The following is a 15855-nucleotide window of genomic DNA, read 5'->3' on the forward strand; positions in this document are numbered from 1 at the left end:
GTAGCGAGGGAGAACTCATGGGTCAGGTCAGTGCGTCCAGCTCGGTGTTGATCGACGCGGCACCCGAGGCAGTGCTCGCCGCGGTTGCCGACTACCAGAATGTGCGCCCGAAGATCCTGTCCGGCCACTACCGCGACTACCAGGTGCTCGAGGGTGGTCAGGGCGAGGGCACCGTTGTGGCCTGGAAGCTGCAGGCCACCGAGTCGCGCGTGCGGGACATCAAGTCCAGCGTCAGCATTGCCGGGCACACCGTCATCGAGAAGGACGCCAACTCCACGTTGGTGACCAGCTGGACCGTCGCACCTGCCGGAACCGGCTCCACCGTCACCACCAAGACCGCGTGGACGGGTGGCGCCGGCATCAAGGGATTCTTCGAGAAGACCTTTGCGCCGCTGGGGCTCAAGAAAATTCAGGCCGAGGTGCTGGACAACCTGAAGAAGACGGTCGAAGGTTCGGCGACCTAACCGCCGGGTGCAGGCGCCGCCGCCGGGTCTACCCCCGGCGCCGGTGCGGTACCGCTGAGGTAGGCGACGATGCCCTGAACGACGGCCTGCGCGTACTTGGCGCGGCCCTCGGGGCTGGTCATCATCGCGGAGTCCTGGGCGTTCTTCATGTTTCCGAGCTCGACGAGCACCTTCGGGTGCTGGGCCAGGTTGAGGCCCGCCAGGTCGGAGCGGCCGTAGAGCCCGCCGGTGCCGATGTAGGTCGCCGGTGTCAGGCCCGCCGCTTGCAGGCTGTCGCGCATGGTCTTGGCGAAGCGCACCGTCGGCTCGCCCTGCACGGCGTTCACCGGTGGGTTCGAGAAGTTGACATGGAAGCCGTGGCCGCCGGCCGGGCCGCCGTCGGCGTGGATGCTCACCACCGCGTCCGGATTGAAGCTGTTCTCGATTTCCGCGCGCTTGTCGATACACGGTCCGAGCTTGTCGTCGTCACCACGGGTCATCGCCGTGCGCACGCCGAGCTGGGTCAGCTGCTGACGGATGAGCAGCACGGTGTTCCACGCGAAGGTGTGCTCGGGGTATCCGCCGTCGGTGACGGTTCCGCTGGTCTGGCAGCTCTTGGTGCCGCCGCGCCCGTCGGGTACCTGGTTGTTGATCGAGCCGTCGTTGGCTCCGTTATGGCCGGGATCCAGCACAACGATGCGGCCGGCGATGCCGGGAGCCGCGCCGGCGGTGAAGGTGGTGGGGGCCGATGAGGTGACGATGGGCAGTACCGTGATCGATGCCGCCGTTAGCAGCGTCACGCCAGTCAGGCCCGCGGCACGCCAAAAACTCACTCGCACCTGGCCACGGTAGCCCGGACGGCGGCTACCCTTGTTGACGACCCGCCGAGGCCCGGCGAGCGTGACCAACTTGATACCCGCCCGTTTAAGGAGACACATGCAACCCGGAGGCGCCCCGGATATGTCCGCCCTGCTCGCGCAGGCACAGCAGATGCAGCAGCAGCTGATGGCTGCCCAGGCGCAGATCGCGGCGGCCGAGGTCACCGGGGAGTCCGGTGGCGGCCTGGTGCGGATCACCGGCAAGGGCACTGGCGAAGTGACCAGCGTGCAGATTGACCCGAAGATCGTCGATCCCGAAGATATCGAGACGCTGCAGGACCTGGTCATCGGCGCGCTCGCCGATCTGACCGCGAAGACGCAGGAACTCGCGAGTCAGCGGTTGGGCCCGCTTGCTGGTGGTCTCGGCGATCTTGGTGGAGGGCTGGGATTGCCCGGTGTTTGAGGGGCCGGTCCAGGACCTCATTGACGAGTTGGGCAAGCTGCCCGGCGTAGGACCCAAGAGCGCGCAGCGCATCGCCTTCCATCTGTTGGGTATCGAGGCGCCGGATATCGATCGACTGACCGCAGCCCTGACGCGGGTGCGCGATGGCGTTCAGTTCTGTGAGGTCTGCGGGAACGTCTCCGATAAGGAACGCTGCCGTATCTGCTCGGATCCACGGCGCGATCTCGCGCTGGTTTGTGTGGTCGAGGAGCCCAAGGATGTGCAGGCGGTCGAGCGCACCCGAGAATTCCGCGGTCGTTATCACGTGCTCGGTGGCGCGCTGGACCCGCTCTCGGGTGTCGGCCCCGATCAGCTGCGCATCCGGGAACTGTTGACGCGCATAGGAACCGAAGAAGATGGGGTCTCCATTTCGGAGGTCATCATCGCCACCGATCCGAACACCGAAGGTGAGGCGACGGCCACCTATCTGGTGCGGATGCTGCGCGATTTCCCCGGGCTGAGCGTCACCCGGTTGGCGTCCGGTCTGCCGATGGGCGGGGACCTGGAATTCGCCGACGAGCTGACTCTGGGGCGCGCCCTCTCCGGACGCCGCCCCCTCTAGATCATTTGGCGGACAAACGTTCCTTACGCAGCCGCGCGACCTCGTCCAGATCCAGCGCGGTCAGCTGCGGCACACCCATGGCACGAGCGAGTAACAGGTCTGCCAACTCGGGATTGCGTGCCAGGCACGGACCGTGCATGTAGGTGGCGATCACGCTGCCCTGCACCACGCCGTCGGTGCCGTCACCGGCACGGTTCCCGGCGCCGCGGGCAACCCTGGACAACGGGGCCGCAGCGGGTCCTAAAACCGTTCCGCCGCGGTGATTCTCGAACCCGGTGAGCGTGTCTTCGAGCTCATCCATGATGGGCACGCCGGCTAATTCGCCGATGGTGCGCTTGTCTTGCGGGCTGGTGGTGACATCGAGAAGACCGACGCCTTCGACTCGCTCACCGGATGACGTTTCGTACCAATGCCCGAGCACCTGGATGGCCGCGCAGATCGCCAGCACCGGTGCACCGCGTTCGGCGGCGCGCTGCAATCCCGGATGCGCGATGAGATGGCGGGTGGCAAGCCGCTGGGCGTAATCCTCTGCCCCGCCCAGCGTGTACACGTCCAGCGAGTCGGGGACGGGGTCGGCCAGGGTGATCTCCACGATCTCGGCGTCGATGCCGCGCATCCGTAGCCGTTGCCGGAGCACCACAGCGTTGCCCGAATCGCCGTAGGTGCCCATGACGTCGGGAAGTACTAGGCCGACTCGTACGGTGGATTCGCTCATGCCGCACCACCTTTGGCCAGCGCACGATTGAGGTTGAGGAACGCTGTGTAGTTGGCGATCACGTCGACCTTGCCGGGCGGACAGGCCTTGATGGCCTGCACCGGGTCGTGGTGCAGGGCGTGTGTGACGCTGGCGTACGTCAGGCGGACCGCCAGATCGGTGCCGCGCTCTCCGGATGCGACGACGGGCGGAACGGTGGTCTTGTCGTCGTCAGCGCGGTTATCGCATGCGAAATGTTCGAAGTTGACATCCCACAGCCAGGACAGGTCCTCACCGTCGGGCACCTGTCCGTTGACCGCGATGACGAGCCCGTCGGCGTCGGTATCCACCATCGACAGTGCCTCTTGCCAGCCGGCCGGATTCTTGGCGAGCAGCAGCCGCACCGTGTGGTCGCCGAGGTCGATGCTCCGGTAGCGGCCCGCCACCTGATCGACGGCCGACACCGCGTCGACGGCCGGGCCGGGGCGGGCGCCGAGCTCGATCGCCACAGCGACCGCGAGCGTGGCGTTTCCGCGGTTGGCGGTACCGGGCAGTGTCAGAGACATCGGCAGGCTGATTCCGCTGGGCCCGTAGATGCGATCGTCGTCGAACCACCAGTCCGGATCGGGCCGGGAGAAGTCGGTTCCGGTGCTGTACCAATGGTTTCCGTCGCGGACAATGAGCTCTCCGCTGCGCGGACAGCTCACCGAGTCTCCGGCCCATCCGCCGCCTGCCGCCACCCAGATGACATGGGGGTTGTCGTATGCGGCCGATGTCATGAGGACGTCATCGCAGTTCGCGACGATGACCGCATCGCGATGCCGGGACAACCCCTTGCGCAGGGTGCGCTCGATGTTGTTGATCTCGCCGACGCGGTCCAGCTGATCACGGCTGAGGTTGAGCAGCACGATGGCCGCCGGGTTGACGGCGTCCGCGACATGCGGCACGTGCATCTCGTCGACCTCGAGTACCGCGACCTCGGCCTCGCGGGTCCCGGCCAGCGCGGCAACCAGCCCGGCATCCATGTTGGAGCCTTCGGTGTTGGTGGCCACCGGTCCCACGGTCGCGAGCGCGGCGGTGGCCATCCGGGTGGTGGTGGACTTGCCGTTGGTGCCGGTGATGAGGACCGTGCGACGTCCGCGGCCCAACTGCGCCAGCACTGAGCTGTCCAACGTGAGCGCGACGAGCCCGCCGATCATGGACCCCGCGCCGCGACCACTGATCCGGGAGGCCCAGCGCGCTGAGCGTCCTGCGGCCAGTGCAATCCGGCCGCGCACCGACAGGTGGTCTTGGGTCACTCGGGGAGTTTATTGGAGGCCACGCGAGGCGACGATGTCACCGTCGTTGAGGAAGCGCTCACTGCCCGTGCGGCCGGAGCGGATGGCCACACGGGCAGTGCTGAACGGCTCCTAGGCGACGGCGCTCTGTAGCGATCGCTTGACCTCGTTGACGGTGGTCAAGAGGGTGGCGCTGGCCTCGGCCAGCTTCTCCTTCTGCTCGTCGGTGCCGGTCACGGCGATTACGCGCGCCAGCCCGGCGATCTCGGTCAGGCCCGAGCGGAGCTTGAGAACGTTGACGAGTTTCGGGAAGAGCTTGGCTCGCAGTGCCTGCGCGGTCTGGCTGGTGATGCCCCGCTTCGCGAGGAGCTTCCGGCCGAACTCGGTCAGGGTGGCTACGCCGTCCTCGGTCTTTACGACGCCGCGATGAGCGAGCCGTTCGAGGACTCGCTCCACCACGGGCTCGGGAAGGGTGATCTCACCCTCGGTCGCATCCGAGACCCGCTGCACGATCTCTGTGGCACTGGCCGGCCCGTCAAGCAGCAGTGAGGCGGTGACCGCGCGCTTGATTCGTAGACCGAATCCGCCGGGTCCGCTAAATCCGGGTCCACCGAACCCTGGTCCACCGAACCCTGGGCCGCCAAATCCGGGTGCGCCGAACCCGGGTGCGCCGAACCCGGGCCCGCCAAAGCCGGAGCCGGGACCTTCGAAGCCTGCAAATGGATCAGACATCTAACTCTCCTTTTCTCATGATCAGGCAGCTGACCTGTCGCCGACTGCATCCGTATCAACTTCCTTGATACGGATGCCTCATGAGATATGTCAATGTTCTTGATATGAGTACGCTGAGAATTTCGCCTGGGGTGGTAATCCATTGCACGGCAACGGTTCGCCTGCTTGTCCGCTGCCGGGCCCTCGCACGCAGCCGACAAACGGGGCGTGCCGACCGAGCCCACTGCTCGCGTGCGCCGCGTCAATGGGCGCGAGTCTGGGTGCGTCCTGGAAGGTTCATGCCAGGATGCTTGCGATGACTGAATCCGATGAGGCCGAGCCACTGGGGTACCTGATGTTCCGGGCCGGTGCTGTGATGCGTCCGCAGGTCCTTGCTGCGCTGCGGCCGCTCGGGCTCGGGATGCCGGAGTTCATGTGTCTGCGGATGCTCAACGAAAGCCCCGGCCGTACCAGTGCCGAGCTGGCACGCGAACACAGTGTCTCGGCGCAGGCGATGAATCAGGTTCTCAACGGATTGCAGAACGTCTCGCTGGTGTCCCGGCCGACGGTGCCGGCCTCGGGGCGAGCGCTACCGGCCCGGGTTACTGCCAAGGGCAAGGCGTTACTCCAACGCGTGGAGTCGGCAATCTGGGCCGTGGAAGGCGAGATGTTCGGCCGACTAAGTGCCGATGATCAGCGTGAACTCCGGCGGATACTGGGGCGGCTGATCGACGCTATCGGCGAAAACGAGTGACCATCCACCCAACCAACCAGCCGGTTGGGGTACGCGGCTAGGGTAACTCGTGTGTTCCGCGCCACAGCAGAGACGACGCCACAGGATTGGGTCGCGTTGTCGGCGTGGGCGACGCGGCAGGGACACACTCTCGATACCGCGACGGCGCGACAATTCGCCGGCGGTAAGGCCAATCTCAACTATCTGGTGACACTCGACGGCCAACGGGCCGTGTTTCGCCGCCCGCCGGCGGGTCCGATCGCCGAAGGCGCCAACGACATGGCCCGCGAATGGCGAGTGCTCTCGCGGCTGAATGACGGCTTCACACTCGCTCCGCGCGGCCTGTTGTACTGCGACGACCTGGATGTCCTGGGCGCTCCCTTCCAGTTTTTGGAGTATCGGGAAGGACTGGCGATCGGCGGTGAGCTGCCGCTGGGTCTACCCGGAGATGCCCCGGAACGCATCACCGCCACCCTGATCGAAGCCATGACCTCCCTGCACCGGGTACAACCCGAGTCCGTCGGATTGGGCGAACTCGGCAAGCCTGAGGGCCTGCTGGAACGTCAGCTGATCGGCTGGACTCGACGGGCCCATGCCGTCTGGCCCGAGGGCCTGCCCGGGGTCGTCACGAAGCTGACCGCGCAGCTGGAGCGGCAGATTCCCGAGCCCGCGGGAGTTTCGCTGCTGCACATGGACCTTAAGCTCGACAATATGCTCGTCGACCGGGAAACGTTGTCCCCCAACGCTGTCATCGATTGGGATATGACCACCCGTGGCTGCCCACTGTTCGATCTGGCGATTCTGGTCTCGTACTGGATGGAGCAGGGCGACGCGGCCGCCGTGCGTGCTGTCCATCAGATGCCCACCACAACACCCGGATTCGGAAGTCGCCGGGACGTTATCGATGCCTATTTCGCCGCGGCCGGAACGCAGCCGCGCCCGCTGCACTGGCATGTGGCCTGCGCGCGGCTTCGCCTCGCCGTCGCCTGGATGCAGCTGTACCGCAAGTGGCAGTCCGGCGATCTCATCGGGGCCGGATACGCAGATTTTGAGAACATCGCCATGTCCGTCCTTGACTGGGCGGCAACACAATTCACCGAGGGAGAGATATGATCGACTTCAGCATTCCAGAAGAGCTGGCCGCGAAGGCGCTGCGGGTGCGTGAGTTCGTCACCGAGACCGTGATTCCCTACGAGCGCGATCCTCGTCTGACCGCGCACGGACCCACCGACGAGCTGCGGAACGAGCTCGTCGGCAAGGCCCGCGACGCCGGGCTGCTGACCGTGCAGGCGCCGGAATCCTATGGAGGTTGGGGTCTTTCGCATATCGGTCAGGCAGTGATCTTCGAGGCAGCGGGCTGGTCCACCCTGGGCCCCATCGCCATGAACTGCGCTGCGCCCGACGAAGGCAACATGTTCCTGCTCGGCAAGATCACCAACGAAGAGCAGTCCGAGAGGTTTTTGCGCCCCGTGATCGAGGGGCACCAGCGCTCGGCCTTCGCGATGACCGAACCCGACGGCGCCGGATCGGACCCGTCGCAGCTCAAGACCTCGGCCACCTTCGATGGCCAGAACTTCGTCATCAACGGACGCAAGTGGCTCATCACCGGCGCACGCGGCGCCAAGACGTGGATCATCATGGCCAACCTGGAGGCCAACGACCACCTGCCCGAGGGTCCCACGCTGTTCCTCTGTGACGGCGATACCGAAGGCATTGTGATCGAACGCATCATGAACACCATGGACCGCAACTACGCCGAGGGGCATGCGGTGGTGCGGTTCGACAATCTGACTCTGCCGCGTGAGGCGCTACTCGGCGAGACCGGCCAGGCCTTCCGATACGCACAGCTGAGGCTGGCGCCAGCGCGGTTGACGCACTGTATGCGGTGGCTCGGGGCGGCCTCTCGCGCTCAGGACATCGCCGTCGACTACGCGCGCACCCGGACCTCGTTCGGCAAGACCATCGGCGAGCACCAGGGGGTTTCCTTCATGCTTGCCGACAATGAGATCGCGCTGCATCAATGCCGCCTCACCATCTGGCATGCCTGCTGGATGATGGATAACGGTGCCAAGGGACGGCACGAGAGCTCGATGGCCAAGTCATTCGTGTCCGAGGAGCTGTTCAAGGTCACCGACCGGTGCGTCCAGGTGCTCGGCGGTATCGGCATTAGTGACGAGACGCCGGTGGAGATGATCTTCCGCGATATGCGTGCCTTCCGTCTGTATGACGGGCCTACCGAGGTACACAAGTACGCCATCGGCCGGCAGGTTCTCCGGACCCCGCGCGCCTAGGGCGGGTTGTCGGTCCCACATGCCATCCTGAGTCATGCCGATCTGGGGGCAGACGCCCGACCACAGCCCCAAGTGGGTAGTGGTTGACCTGGAGACTTCCGGCTTTCAGCCAGGTAGGGCGCGTGTCATCAGTGTCGCGGCGTTGGCCTTGGACGCCGACGGGACCATCACCGACAGTGTGGTGAGTCTGCTCAACCCGGGTGTTGATCCGGGCCCGACGCATGTGCACGGCCTGACCCCGGAGATGCTGGAGGGACAGCCCGAGTTCGCCGATGTCGTTCCCGATCTCATCGCGCTGCTGCGGGGCCGGACATTGGTCGCTCATAACGTCGGATTCGACTATTCGTTCCTGGCGGCGGAGGCCGAACTGGCCGGCGCCGAACTGCCTACCGAGGCGGTGATGTGCACGGTCGAGCTGACCCGGCGTCTGGACCTGGATACGCCGAACCTGCGCCTGGAAACCCTTGCCGCGCACTGGGGCGTCGAACAGCTCAAGGCGCACGACGCCTATGACGATGCCCGGGTGCTTGCTGAGGTGCTGCCGAAGGTGCTTGAGCGGGCGCGGGAACGCGGAACCTGGCTTCCTATCCGCGAGACCACCCGTAAGCATTGGCCCAACGGCCGCGTGACACACGACGAGCTGCGCTCGCTCAAGACCGTGGCATCTCGCCAGCCGTGTCACTGGCTCAATCCCGGCCCGTTCATCGCGGGTCAGCCGCTGGTGCAGGGTATGCGGGTGGCCTTGAGTTCAGAGGTCACTCGCACCCACGAGGAGCTGGTCGAGCAGATCATGCAGGCGGGCCTAGCCTATGCCGATACGGTTGACGAGGACACCTCGGTGGTGATCTGCAATCAGCTAAACCCAGAGCAGGGTAAGGGATTTCATGCGCGGTCGCTCGGTGTCCCGCTGTTGGATGACGAAACGTTCATGACCGAAGTGCGGCGCGTTGCCGGCGGTACCGACATCGAGCAGTTCACGGTTCCCAGTCGCGCCGGAGCGCAGTACTCGCTGTTCTGATGCGCCGAATCCTCTGCGTGGTACTCACGCTCGCGCTGCTTATCGGCGGGTGCGCGACGCGCTCGCGCATTACCGTCACAGATCTGGACGCGGAGACATCGGCCAGGCTCGACACCGCCATCAACGAGGTGTTATCGAGTGCATCGGTGCCCGGCGCCATCGTCGGGGTGTGGGGGCCCAAGGGCCGGTATGTGCGGGCATTTGGTGTCGCGAACACTGCGACCCATGCGCCCATGCGCCCCGACTTCTATCACCGAATCGGCAGTGTGACAAAGACTTTTACGGCCACCGCAGTGCTGCAGCTTGTCGACGAGGGTAAACTGGGACTCGACGATCCGATTGCCAAGTATGTGGACCGGGTTCCGGGCGGAGACAAGATCACCCTGCGTGAGCTCGCCCGGATGCAGAGCGGACTGTTCAACTATTCGATGTCGCTGGCCTTCAACCGTGACCTGGAGGCCGATCCGAAGCGCCGCTACAGCACCCAACAACTGCTCGATTACGCCTTCACGCAGCCGCCGAACTTCCCACCGGGGCAGGGCTATGAATACAGCAACACCAATGCGGTACTGCTGGGGCAAGTCGTGGAGAAGGTTAGCGGACAGAAGTTGCCCGAGTTCGTGCGCGAGCACATTACCGAGCCACTCGGCTTGAGCCACACCAGCTTTCCGGACACCAATACCCTTCCCGATCCGCACGCGCAGGGTTACACGCAGCTGACGCCGACCGGGCCGCTTATCGATAGCACCGATTGGAGCCCGTCGTGGGCCTCATGGGCGGGTGCGATGATCTCGACGCTCGAAGATCTCAGGATCTGGGTGCCCGCGCTGGCGACCGGCAGGCTGCTTACACCGGCCACCCAGGAGCAGCGCCTGCAGGCCGTGGCGATGCCCCCAGTCCCTGACGATATCCGTTATGGCTTGGGGATTTTCGACGCGCGAGGGTGGATCGGTCACAACGGCAGCATCCCCGGCTTTCAGACACTGGCCATCTACTCGCCGGCCGAGCAGACCACGGTGGTGGCGCTGCTCAACACCGATGTGGCCAAACAGCCCGCGCAGCCCAGCACGCTGTTCGGCACGGCGATCACCAAGGTGATCAGCCCGGAGCACGTCTTCCTGTTGGAGAACGCGATTCCGCAGCCACGCTGACTCGGAGTCAGGCGTAGGGCAGTAGCGCCATCTCGCGCGCGTTCTTGATCGCCGTGGCGACCTGGCGCTGCTGTTGCACGGTCAAACCGGTCACCCGGCGGGCGCGGATCTTGCCGCGCTCGGAGATGAACAGGCGCAGAGTGTTGGTGTCCTTGTAGTCGACCGATGAAAGACCCAATTTGGCAAAGAGATTCGGCTTGGGCTTGGTATCGGCGACCTTGACCCGACGATTGCGAGGTGTCTTGGTGGCCATCACCAGCTCGCTTTCCGGACGCCGGGCAGCGACCCGTCGTGCACGAGTGCACGGACCCGCACCCGGGACAGTCCGAACTTGCGCAGATAGCCGCGGGGCCGCCCGTCTACCGCATCGCGATTACGCAGCCGTACCGCACTGGCATCGCGTGGCTGGCGGGCCAGCTCGGCCTGGGCGGCGAGACGCTGCTCCTGGCTGCTCGAGGGTTGGCGGATAATCTCCTTGAGCTCCGCGCGTCGCTCGGCATAACGCTCGACGATGACGCGACGCTGCTCGTTCTTGGCGATCTTGGACTTCTTGGCCATCTCAGCGCTCCTCTCGGAAATCCACGTGCTTGCGCACAACGGGGTCGTACTTGCGCAGGACCATCCGGTCCGGATCGTTGCGCCGGTTCTTGCGGGTCACGTAGGTGTATCCGGTGCCCGCCGTGGATTTCAGTTTCACGATGGGCCGGATCTCATTGCGCGCCATCAGAACTTCCGCCCTTGCGCGCGCAGCCGTGCCACCACGGCCTCGATGCCGTCGCGGTCGATCACCTTGATGCCCTTGGTGCTCACCCGGAGCTTGATGCGCCGGTCCTCCGAGGGCAGGTAATACGTCTTGAGCTGGATATTGGGTGACCAGCGGCGACGGGTACGGCGGTGTGAATGCGATACCGCGTTACCGAAGCCCGGTGACCGTCCGGTCACCTCGCAATGCGCGGACAACGGACCTCCATTCATACCCATTTGATAATGGGAATCGTTTTCGACAAGTGCTGATCCGGACTGTACCGTGAAGCGCGTAGTAATGAAAATCGTTTCCAATAGGTCGCAAGAGGGAGAAGTCATGCGCACGCCGGTGCTACTCGTATCCGGACAGACCGATACCGACGCGGTCGTGGATGTCTTGGCGCGCGACCCGGGAACTGTCGTGGTCACGCACCGGTTTGACGGGCACATCGTCAAGCGGTCCGTCGTATCCGGTGGAGTCCGGGACCCCCAAGTGACCGTTCTGGAACTGGCCCACGGCTGTGTTTCCTGCACCGTCCGTGACGATCTGCTCGTGCTGCTACGCACGCTGCATCGCCGGGAAGACGTGGGACGGATCGTCCTGCATCTGGAGCCATGGCTGGAAGCCGATCCGATCTGTTGGGCGATCAAGACGGTGCCCGTTCGCATGGGACCGGGATACGTCGATGGACCGGCGGCGCGTGATGTGGAAATCGCGGGGGTGGTCTCATGCGTCGATACCGCGAACTGGCTGGAGCAGGCCCTCGGGGACGACGAGCTCGACGACGGCCGGACGGTGGCCCAGGTGGTGATCGGTCAGGCCGAGTTCGCCGACGTCCTGGTGGTACGCAATCCCGAATCTGAGGTACTTTCGGTGCTGCGGCGCTTGGCGCCGCGCGCACGCATCACCGCCCGCATCGGCCGAGTCGAACAAGCCCTCGATCATCTGGAGGACGATGCGCGGTGTGGTCGGGCGGACGACCCACATGGCGCGCTGCTCGCGGGACAGCCCTCCCTGGCCGTTGACGGCCGGATCGCGCTGGTGGAGTTCAATGCGCGCAGGCCATTTCACCCGGAGCGGCTGCATGCGGCGATCGACCTACTGCTCGACGGCGTGATCCGTACCCGGGGCCGGTTGTGGCTGGCAACTCAGGATCGGCAGGCGATGTGGCTGGAGTCCGCCGGTGGTGGGCTCAGGGTATCGGCGGCCGGGAAGTGGCTAGCGGCAATGGATTCGGCAGAGGTACGGCAGGCCGATCTGGAGCGGAGGGCATTCGCCGACCTCATGTGGGATTACCGGTTTGGGGACCGGCATACCGCGATGACGGTGCTGGTATGCGGCGCCGAGAGCGCCGAGGTGCTGGACGCCCTGCGCGGCGCCTTGCTCACCGATGACGAAATGGCAAGCCCCGCAAGCTGGGAAGAGTTCAGCGATCCGTTTGGCGATTGGCATGAAGACCCGTGCGAGCACGTGTCCGAGCTTGACAATTTCCTCTCCTACGGCGAATACAACACAGAAGGGAACCACTGATGAAACCCGGAATACACCCCGACTATCACCCTGTCGTCTTCCAGGACACCACCACCGGAAAGATGTTCCTGACTCGCTCGACGGCGACGAGCACTCGCACCGTGGAGTTCGAGGGCCAGGAGTATCCGCTGATCACCGCCGAGGTGACAGCGGACTCCCATCCGTTCTGGACCGGAGACCGGCGGATCGTCGATACCGCCGGCCAGGTCGAGAAGTTCCGTAGGCGCTACGGGACCCGCTAGGTACGAGCGGCGCGGTTGACCGCCGACACCACTGCCCTGAGGGAGGCGGTGGTGATCGACGGCGCGATACCGACACCCCACACCGTCTGTGCCTCACCGCCATCGGGGCCGACAACCATGGCTTCCACGTACGCGGCTGCCTGGGCGTCATCTCCCGCGCTCATGGCGTGCTCGGAGTAGTCCAAGACATTGACGGCGTAACCCACGGTGGACAGCGCATCCACGAACGAGGCTAGCGGGCCGTTGCCGGTGCCGTTGACTTCGGTTTCCTTGCCGTCGATCTTCACTACGGCGGCAATGGAATCCGTGCCACCGTCCTCTTCGGAGGCGGTCACCTTCTGGCGGATCCGCTCCAGCGGGACGATCGGTGCCAGGTACTCCTCGGCGAAGACATCCCAGATCTCCTTGGGGTTCACCTCGCCACCCTCGCCGTCGGTGATGCGCTGGATCGACTGCGCGAATTCGATCTGCAGGCGCCGCGGCAGCACCAGTCCATGATCAGACTTCATGATGTAGGCGACGCCGCCCTTGCCGGACTGCGAGTTGACCCGGATCACGGCCTCGTAGTTCCGCCCCACGTCCTTGGGGTCGATCGGCAGGTATGGCACCTGCCACAGGATGTCGTCGACGTCGGAATCCGCCTCGTCCGCATCGCGTTTCATTTGGTCCAGGCCCTTGTTGATGGCGTCCTGGTGGCTGCCGGAGAAGGCGGTGTAGACCAGGTCGCCGCCGTACGGATGCCGCTCGGGGACCTTCAGCTGGTTGCAGTACTCGACCGTGTGCCGAATCTCGTCGATGTTCGAGAAGTCGATCTGGGGATCCACGCCGCGGCTGAACAGATTCAGCCCCAGCGTGACCAGGCATACGTTTCCGGTGCGCTCACCGTTACCGAACAGGCAGCCCTCGATGCGGTCGGCACCCGCCTGAAACCCCAATTCCGCTGCGGCCACCGCTGTTCCGCGGTCATTGTGCGGGTGCAGGCTCAGGATCACCGAGTCGCGCCGAGCCAGGTTGCGGCTCATCCACTCGATGGAGTCGGCATACACATTCGGAGTTGTCATCTCCACCGTCGACGGCAGGTTGAAGATGATCGGGTCTTCCGGTGTTGGCTCGATGATGTCGCCGACGGCGTTACACACCTCCAGCGCATACTGCAGCTCGGTGCCGGTGTAGGACTCCGGGGAGTATTGGAAACGCCAATGTGTATCGGGGTATTTGGCCGCTTCCTCAACGCACTTGCGGGCGCCGTCGGTGGCGATCTTCTTGATCGTGTCCTTCTCGCCCCGGAACACCACGCGCCGCTGCAGGATCGACGTCGAGTTGTAGAAGTGCACGATCACCTTCGCCGCGCCCTCACAGGCCAGGAACGTCCGCTCGATCAGTTCCGGGCGGCACTGTGTCAGCACCTGGACGGTCACGTCCTCGGGGATGGCGTTCTCGCTGATCAGCTCGCGGATGAAATCGAAATCGGTCTGGCTCGCCGAGGGGAACCCGACCTCGATCTCCTTGAACCCCATCCGGATCTGCATATCGAACATCCGGCGCTTACGTGCGGGGCTCATCGGGTCGATCAAGGCTTGGTTTCCGTCACGCAGGTCGACCGCCGCCCACTGTGGTGCGCGGGTGATCACCTTGTCCGGCCAGGTGCGGTTGAAGGGCGCAGTCGGTTCGCCCCCTGGAACCTCCGAGGCGAAGGGGCGGTACCGACGTACCGGCATCGAGCTGTTCTTCTGGGTGTTCCACGCCGGTTGGTCGGCCGGAATGGGTCCGTTCGGAGTGACGATGCTGCGGGGGGTGTAGTTGAACTCGTCTGGGGAAAAGCTAGTCATGGGAAGGCTCCGGGAGTTTGAGGGGGATCTCGACCGGCACGCCAACAACCCGCGACAGGAAGCCGGTCTGGATCAGACCCTGTCGCGGCGTCGGAGGAGGAGCGCCCGCTGCATAGACGGGACTCTACCAGCCGCGCGAACCGCGATCATCTGGCACGATCGCTGAGCATGTGGGTACGGAGGGGGATGGCTGCGCTGGCGATTCTGCTGATGGCCACCGGCTGCACGCGCATCGTTACCGGGCAGGCGCGGGGAGGCGAACCGGCGCCCGGGGCCGACTCATTCTTTCGGGGTGATCAGCCGGACTACGGCCAGAAGCTCACTGCTCAGGAGAAGACGACGCTTACTTATGCGCGAGCGCTGCGGCGCGTGGACCCCTGCGGTTTCGCGGCCAACCTGAAGGAGTACGGAGACCCGGGACAGGTCGTCGGCGACTTTCAGATCTGTTATGCCAGCGTGAAGGTCACCGGCGATCCCAGCCTCACCGAGGTGTCCTACGAGTACTCCATGCAGGACAAGCGCGATACCTCCGTGGCGTTCCAGGTGGGTTCTGTCCCGGTCTACGACACCGGATCAGAGTGTGAGTATGAGGTCCCTCTCGGCCTGGAACGGCTACCGGGAGCGCCCGCGAGTCCCACGCTGCAGGCCGTGTTGACGGTCAGCGCGTACCTCTATGGGTCGGACGAGTACTCGGACCCGGACTGCCGACTGGCCAAGCAATTGGTGACAGCGATCGCCAAGGGCCTTCCCTCGGGATTGCCGCCGCGTTCCGCGCTCAGTGCGTATCCGATCAAACTCGCCGAACGTGATCCCTGCGAGATCCTTGGGGAGTACCCGGGCAGGGCGCGCAAGGTGTCCGTCGACCTGCTGGGCGATCCCTTCGGCTGTGACTTCACGCTCGCGGATTCCGATATCGACTACTCCGTCGAACTCACCAGCAGTGTCGACGACTTTCCCGATGAATACGTCGAATCGCACCGTGACGGCGTGACGTACTTCCACAACGAGGACACGAGCACCCCGACGGGATGTCACGCCCTGGCATTGGTGGGAGATCCGTTGTATCCCAAGGACGTCGGCGGCGGAGCGATGAATACCGATGATGCCGAGGCGTATTCCCCGGCGGTCGTGGCGAGTGGCTTCACCCGGCAGGGACGATCGAATTGTGGGCAGATGCGGGAGATCCTGGACAAGGCGGTGCGGCTATTCGCGAACTCCGCTCGGTAGCAGTGCTTTTCGTCACCATGCTGGCGATCGCGGGATGTACGAATATCGTGTCCGGTACCGCGACCGGAAAGCTGCCCGCGCC

General features: G+C 64.9%; 20 protein-coding genes. 11 read left to right on the plus strand and 9 right to left on the minus strand.

The window, feature by feature from the left end:
- Positions 1-17 precede the first annotated feature (17 nt).
- Positions 18-464: an SRPBCC family protein gene (locus B4383_RS07960; RefSeq protein ID WP_078290050.1), complete on the plus strand. Its 447-nt coding sequence runs from the start codon at positions 18-20 to the stop codon at positions 462-464.
- Here B4383_RS07960 and B4383_RS07965 read toward each other — a convergent pair.
- Positions 461-1351, minus strand: coding sequence for an Rv3717 family N-acetylmuramoyl-L-alanine amidase (locus B4383_RS07965; protein WP_286143812.1), 891 nt, complete (start codon positions 1349-1351; stop codon positions 461-463). The two genes, B4383_RS07960 and B4383_RS07965, sit on opposite strands and share 4 nt — an antisense overlap.
- A 28-nt stretch (positions 1352-1379) precedes the next feature.
- Here B4383_RS07965 and B4383_RS07970 point away from each other — a divergent pair, with 28 nt between their 5' ends.
- Positions 1380-1724 (plus strand): YbaB/EbfC family nucleoid-associated protein, encoded by a 345-nt coding sequence (locus B4383_RS07970; protein WP_078290051.1) that lies wholly within the window; start codon positions 1380-1382, stop codon positions 1722-1724.
- Complete coding sequence (recR, locus tag B4383_RS07975; RefSeq protein WP_078290052.1) at positions 1717-2325, plus strand: recombination mediator RecR; 609 nt, start codon at positions 1717-1719, stop codon at positions 2323-2325. Before B4383_RS07970 ends, recR begins: the two co-directional genes overlap by 8 nt.
- Before the next feature lies 1 nt (position 2326).
- Here recR and B4383_RS07980 read toward each other — a convergent pair whose 3' ends face one another.
- From B4383_RS07980 to B4383_RS07990, 3 genes are all read right to left on the minus strand, one after another.
- The gene (locus tag B4383_RS07980; protein WP_078290053.1) at positions 2327-3040 is read right to left on the minus strand and encodes a type 1 glutamine amidotransferase; all 714 of its coding nucleotides are present in this window, start codon (positions 3038-3040) and stop codon (positions 2327-2329) included.
- Positions 3037-4317: a Mur ligase family protein gene (locus B4383_RS07985; RefSeq protein ID WP_139360624.1), complete on the minus strand. Its 1281-nt coding sequence runs from the start codon at positions 4315-4317 to the stop codon at positions 3037-3039. The genes B4383_RS07980 and B4383_RS07985 overlap by 4 nt, the downstream gene beginning before the upstream one ends.
- A gap of 111 nt (positions 4318-4428) precedes the next feature.
- Positions 4429-5028 (minus strand): hypothetical protein, encoded by a 600-nt coding sequence (locus B4383_RS07990; RefSeq protein ID WP_078290054.1) that lies wholly within the window; start codon positions 5026-5028, stop codon positions 4429-4431.
- Positions 5029-5314: 286 nt separating this feature from the next.
- Between B4383_RS07990 and B4383_RS07995 the strand changes: the two genes are divergently transcribed.
- From B4383_RS07995 to B4383_RS08015, 5 genes are read left to right on the plus strand one after another with little or no spacing between them, the layout of a single operon-like run.
- Positions 5315-5761, plus strand: a complete 447-nt coding sequence (locus B4383_RS07995) for a MarR family transcriptional regulator (protein WP_078290159.1) — start codon at positions 5315-5317, stop codon at positions 5759-5761.
- Positions 5762-5785: 24 nt separating this feature from the next.
- Entirely contained in the window at positions 5786-6853 is a 1068-nt protein-coding gene (locus B4383_RS08000; protein WP_078290055.1) for a phosphotransferase family protein, read from the plus strand.
- Positions 6850-8031, plus strand: coding sequence for an acyl-CoA dehydrogenase (locus B4383_RS08005; RefSeq protein WP_078290056.1), 1182 nt, complete (start codon positions 6850-6852; stop codon positions 8029-8031). The genes B4383_RS08000 and B4383_RS08005 overlap by 4 nt, the downstream gene beginning before the upstream one ends.
- Before the next feature lie 34 nt (positions 8032-8065).
- Positions 8066-9049, plus strand: coding sequence for a DEDDh family exonuclease (locus tag B4383_RS08010; protein WP_078290057.1), 984 nt, complete (start codon positions 8066-8068; stop codon positions 9047-9049).
- Positions 9049-10200: a serine hydrolase domain-containing protein gene (locus B4383_RS08015; protein ID WP_078290058.1), complete on the plus strand. Its 1152-nt coding sequence runs from the start codon at positions 9049-9051 to the stop codon at positions 10198-10200. Before B4383_RS08010 ends, B4383_RS08015 begins: the two co-directional genes overlap by 1 nt.
- A 7-nt stretch (positions 10201-10207) precedes the next feature.
- Here B4383_RS08015 and rpsR read toward each other — a convergent pair whose 3' ends face one another.
- From rpsR to rpmB, 4 genes are read right to left on the minus strand one after another with little or no spacing between them, the layout of a single operon-like run.
- Complete coding sequence (rpsR, locus tag B4383_RS08020) at positions 10208-10453, minus strand: 30S ribosomal protein S18 (protein WP_078290059.1); 246 nt, start codon at positions 10451-10453, stop codon at positions 10208-10210.
- A complete protein-coding gene (gene rpsN, locus B4383_RS08025) occupies positions 10453-10758 on the minus strand; it encodes a 30S ribosomal protein S14 (protein WP_078290060.1) in 306 nt (101 codons plus the stop codon). Before rpsN ends, rpsR begins: the two co-directional genes overlap by 1 nt.
- Position 10759: 1 nt before the next feature.
- Positions 10760-10924, minus strand: coding sequence for a 50S ribosomal protein L33 (gene rpmG, locus B4383_RS08030; protein WP_078290061.1), 165 nt, complete (start codon positions 10922-10924; stop codon positions 10760-10762).
- Positions 10924-11160, minus strand: coding sequence for a 50S ribosomal protein L28 (gene rpmB, locus B4383_RS08035; protein ID WP_005083638.1), 237 nt, complete (start codon positions 11158-11160; stop codon positions 10924-10926). Before rpmB ends, rpmG begins: the two co-directional genes overlap by 1 nt.
- A 121-nt stretch (positions 11161-11281) precedes the next feature.
- On the opposite strand from rpmB, the gene B4383_RS08040 reads away from it, so the two are divergent.
- Both B4383_RS08040 and B4383_RS08045 read left to right on the plus strand, forming a co-directional pair.
- Positions 11282-12475: a GTP-binding protein gene (locus B4383_RS08040; protein ID WP_078290062.1), complete on the plus strand. Its 1194-nt coding sequence runs from the start codon at positions 11282-11284 to the stop codon at positions 12473-12475.
- Positions 12475-12717 carry a type B 50S ribosomal protein L31 gene (locus B4383_RS08045; RefSeq protein ID WP_078290063.1) on the plus strand — a complete coding sequence of 81 codons (243 nt, stop codon included), beginning with the start codon at positions 12475-12477 and terminating at the stop codon, positions 12715-12717. The genes B4383_RS08040 and B4383_RS08045 overlap by 1 nt, the downstream gene beginning before the upstream one ends.
- Here B4383_RS08045 and leuA read toward each other — a convergent pair.
- Complete coding sequence (gene leuA, locus B4383_RS08050) at positions 12714-14546, minus strand: 2-isopropylmalate synthase (RefSeq protein ID WP_078290064.1); 1833 nt, start codon at positions 14544-14546, stop codon at positions 12714-12716. The two genes, B4383_RS08045 and leuA, sit on opposite strands and share 4 nt — an antisense overlap.
- A 186-nt stretch (positions 14547-14732) precedes the next feature.
- On the opposite strand from leuA, the gene B4383_RS08055 reads away from it, so the two are divergent.
- Entirely contained in the window at positions 14733-15773 is a 1041-nt protein-coding gene (locus B4383_RS08055) for a hypothetical protein (RefSeq protein WP_078290065.1), read from the plus strand.
- The last annotated feature ends 82 nt before the right edge of the window (positions 15774-15855 follow it).

This window comes from Mycobacterium sp. D16R24 (assembly GCF_002013385.1).
Classification (GTDB): Bacteria; Actinomycetota; Actinomycetes; order Mycobacteriales; family Mycobacteriaceae; genus Mycobacterium.

Excerpts from the sequence above, each read along its gene's own strand:
- B4383_RS07960 (WP_078290050.1), top strand. The coding sequence starts at position 18 with ATGGGTCAGGTCAGTGCGTCCAGCTCGGTGTTGATCGACGCGGCACCC.
- B4383_RS07970 (WP_078290051.1), top strand. The coding sequence starts at position 1,380 with ATGCAACCCGGAGGCGCCCCGGATATGTCCGCCCTGCTCGCGCAGGCA.
- B4383_RS07980 (WP_078290053.1), bottom strand. The coding sequence starts at position 3,040 with ATGAGCGAATCCACCGTACGAGTCGGCCTAGTACTTCCCGACGTCATG.
- B4383_RS07990 (WP_078290054.1), bottom strand. The coding sequence starts at position 5,028 with ATGTCTGATCCATTTGCAGGCTTCGAAGGTCCCGGCTCCGGCTTTGGC.
- B4383_RS07995 (WP_078290159.1), top strand. The coding sequence starts at position 5,315 with ATGCTTGCGATGACTGAATCCGATGAGGCCGAGCCACTGGGGTACCTG.
- B4383_RS08005 (WP_078290056.1), top strand. The coding sequence starts at position 6,850 with ATGATCGACTTCAGCATTCCAGAAGAGCTGGCCGCGAAGGCGCTGCGG.
- B4383_RS08010 (WP_078290057.1), top strand. The coding sequence starts at position 8,066 with ATGCCGATCTGGGGGCAGACGCCCGACCACAGCCCCAAGTGGGTAGTG.
- B4383_RS08015 (WP_078290058.1), top strand. The coding sequence starts at position 9,049 with ATGCGCCGAATCCTCTGCGTGGTACTCACGCTCGCGCTGCTTATCGGC.
- rpsR (WP_078290059.1), bottom strand. The coding sequence starts at position 10,453 with ATGGCCACCAAGACACCTCGCAATCGTCGGGTCAAGGTCGCCGATACC.
- rpsN (WP_078290060.1), bottom strand. The coding sequence starts at position 10,758 with ATGGCCAAGAAGTCCAAGATCGCCAAGAACGAGCAGCGTCGCGTCATC.
- rpmG (WP_078290061.1), bottom strand. The coding sequence starts at position 10,924 with ATGGCGCGCAATGAGATCCGGCCCATCGTGAAACTGAAATCCACGGCG.
- B4383_RS08040 (WP_078290062.1), top strand. The coding sequence starts at position 11,282 with ATGCGCACGCCGGTGCTACTCGTATCCGGACAGACCGATACCGACGCG.
- B4383_RS08045 (WP_078290063.1), top strand. The coding sequence starts at position 12,475 with ATGAAACCCGGAATACACCCCGACTATCACCCTGTCGTCTTCCAGGAC.
- leuA (WP_078290064.1), bottom strand. The coding sequence starts at position 14,546 with ATGACTAGCTTTTCCCCAGACGAGTTCAACTACACCCCCCGCAGCATC.
- B4383_RS08055 (WP_078290065.1), top strand. The coding sequence starts at position 14,733 with ATGGCTGCGCTGGCGATTCTGCTGATGGCCACCGGCTGCACGCGCATC.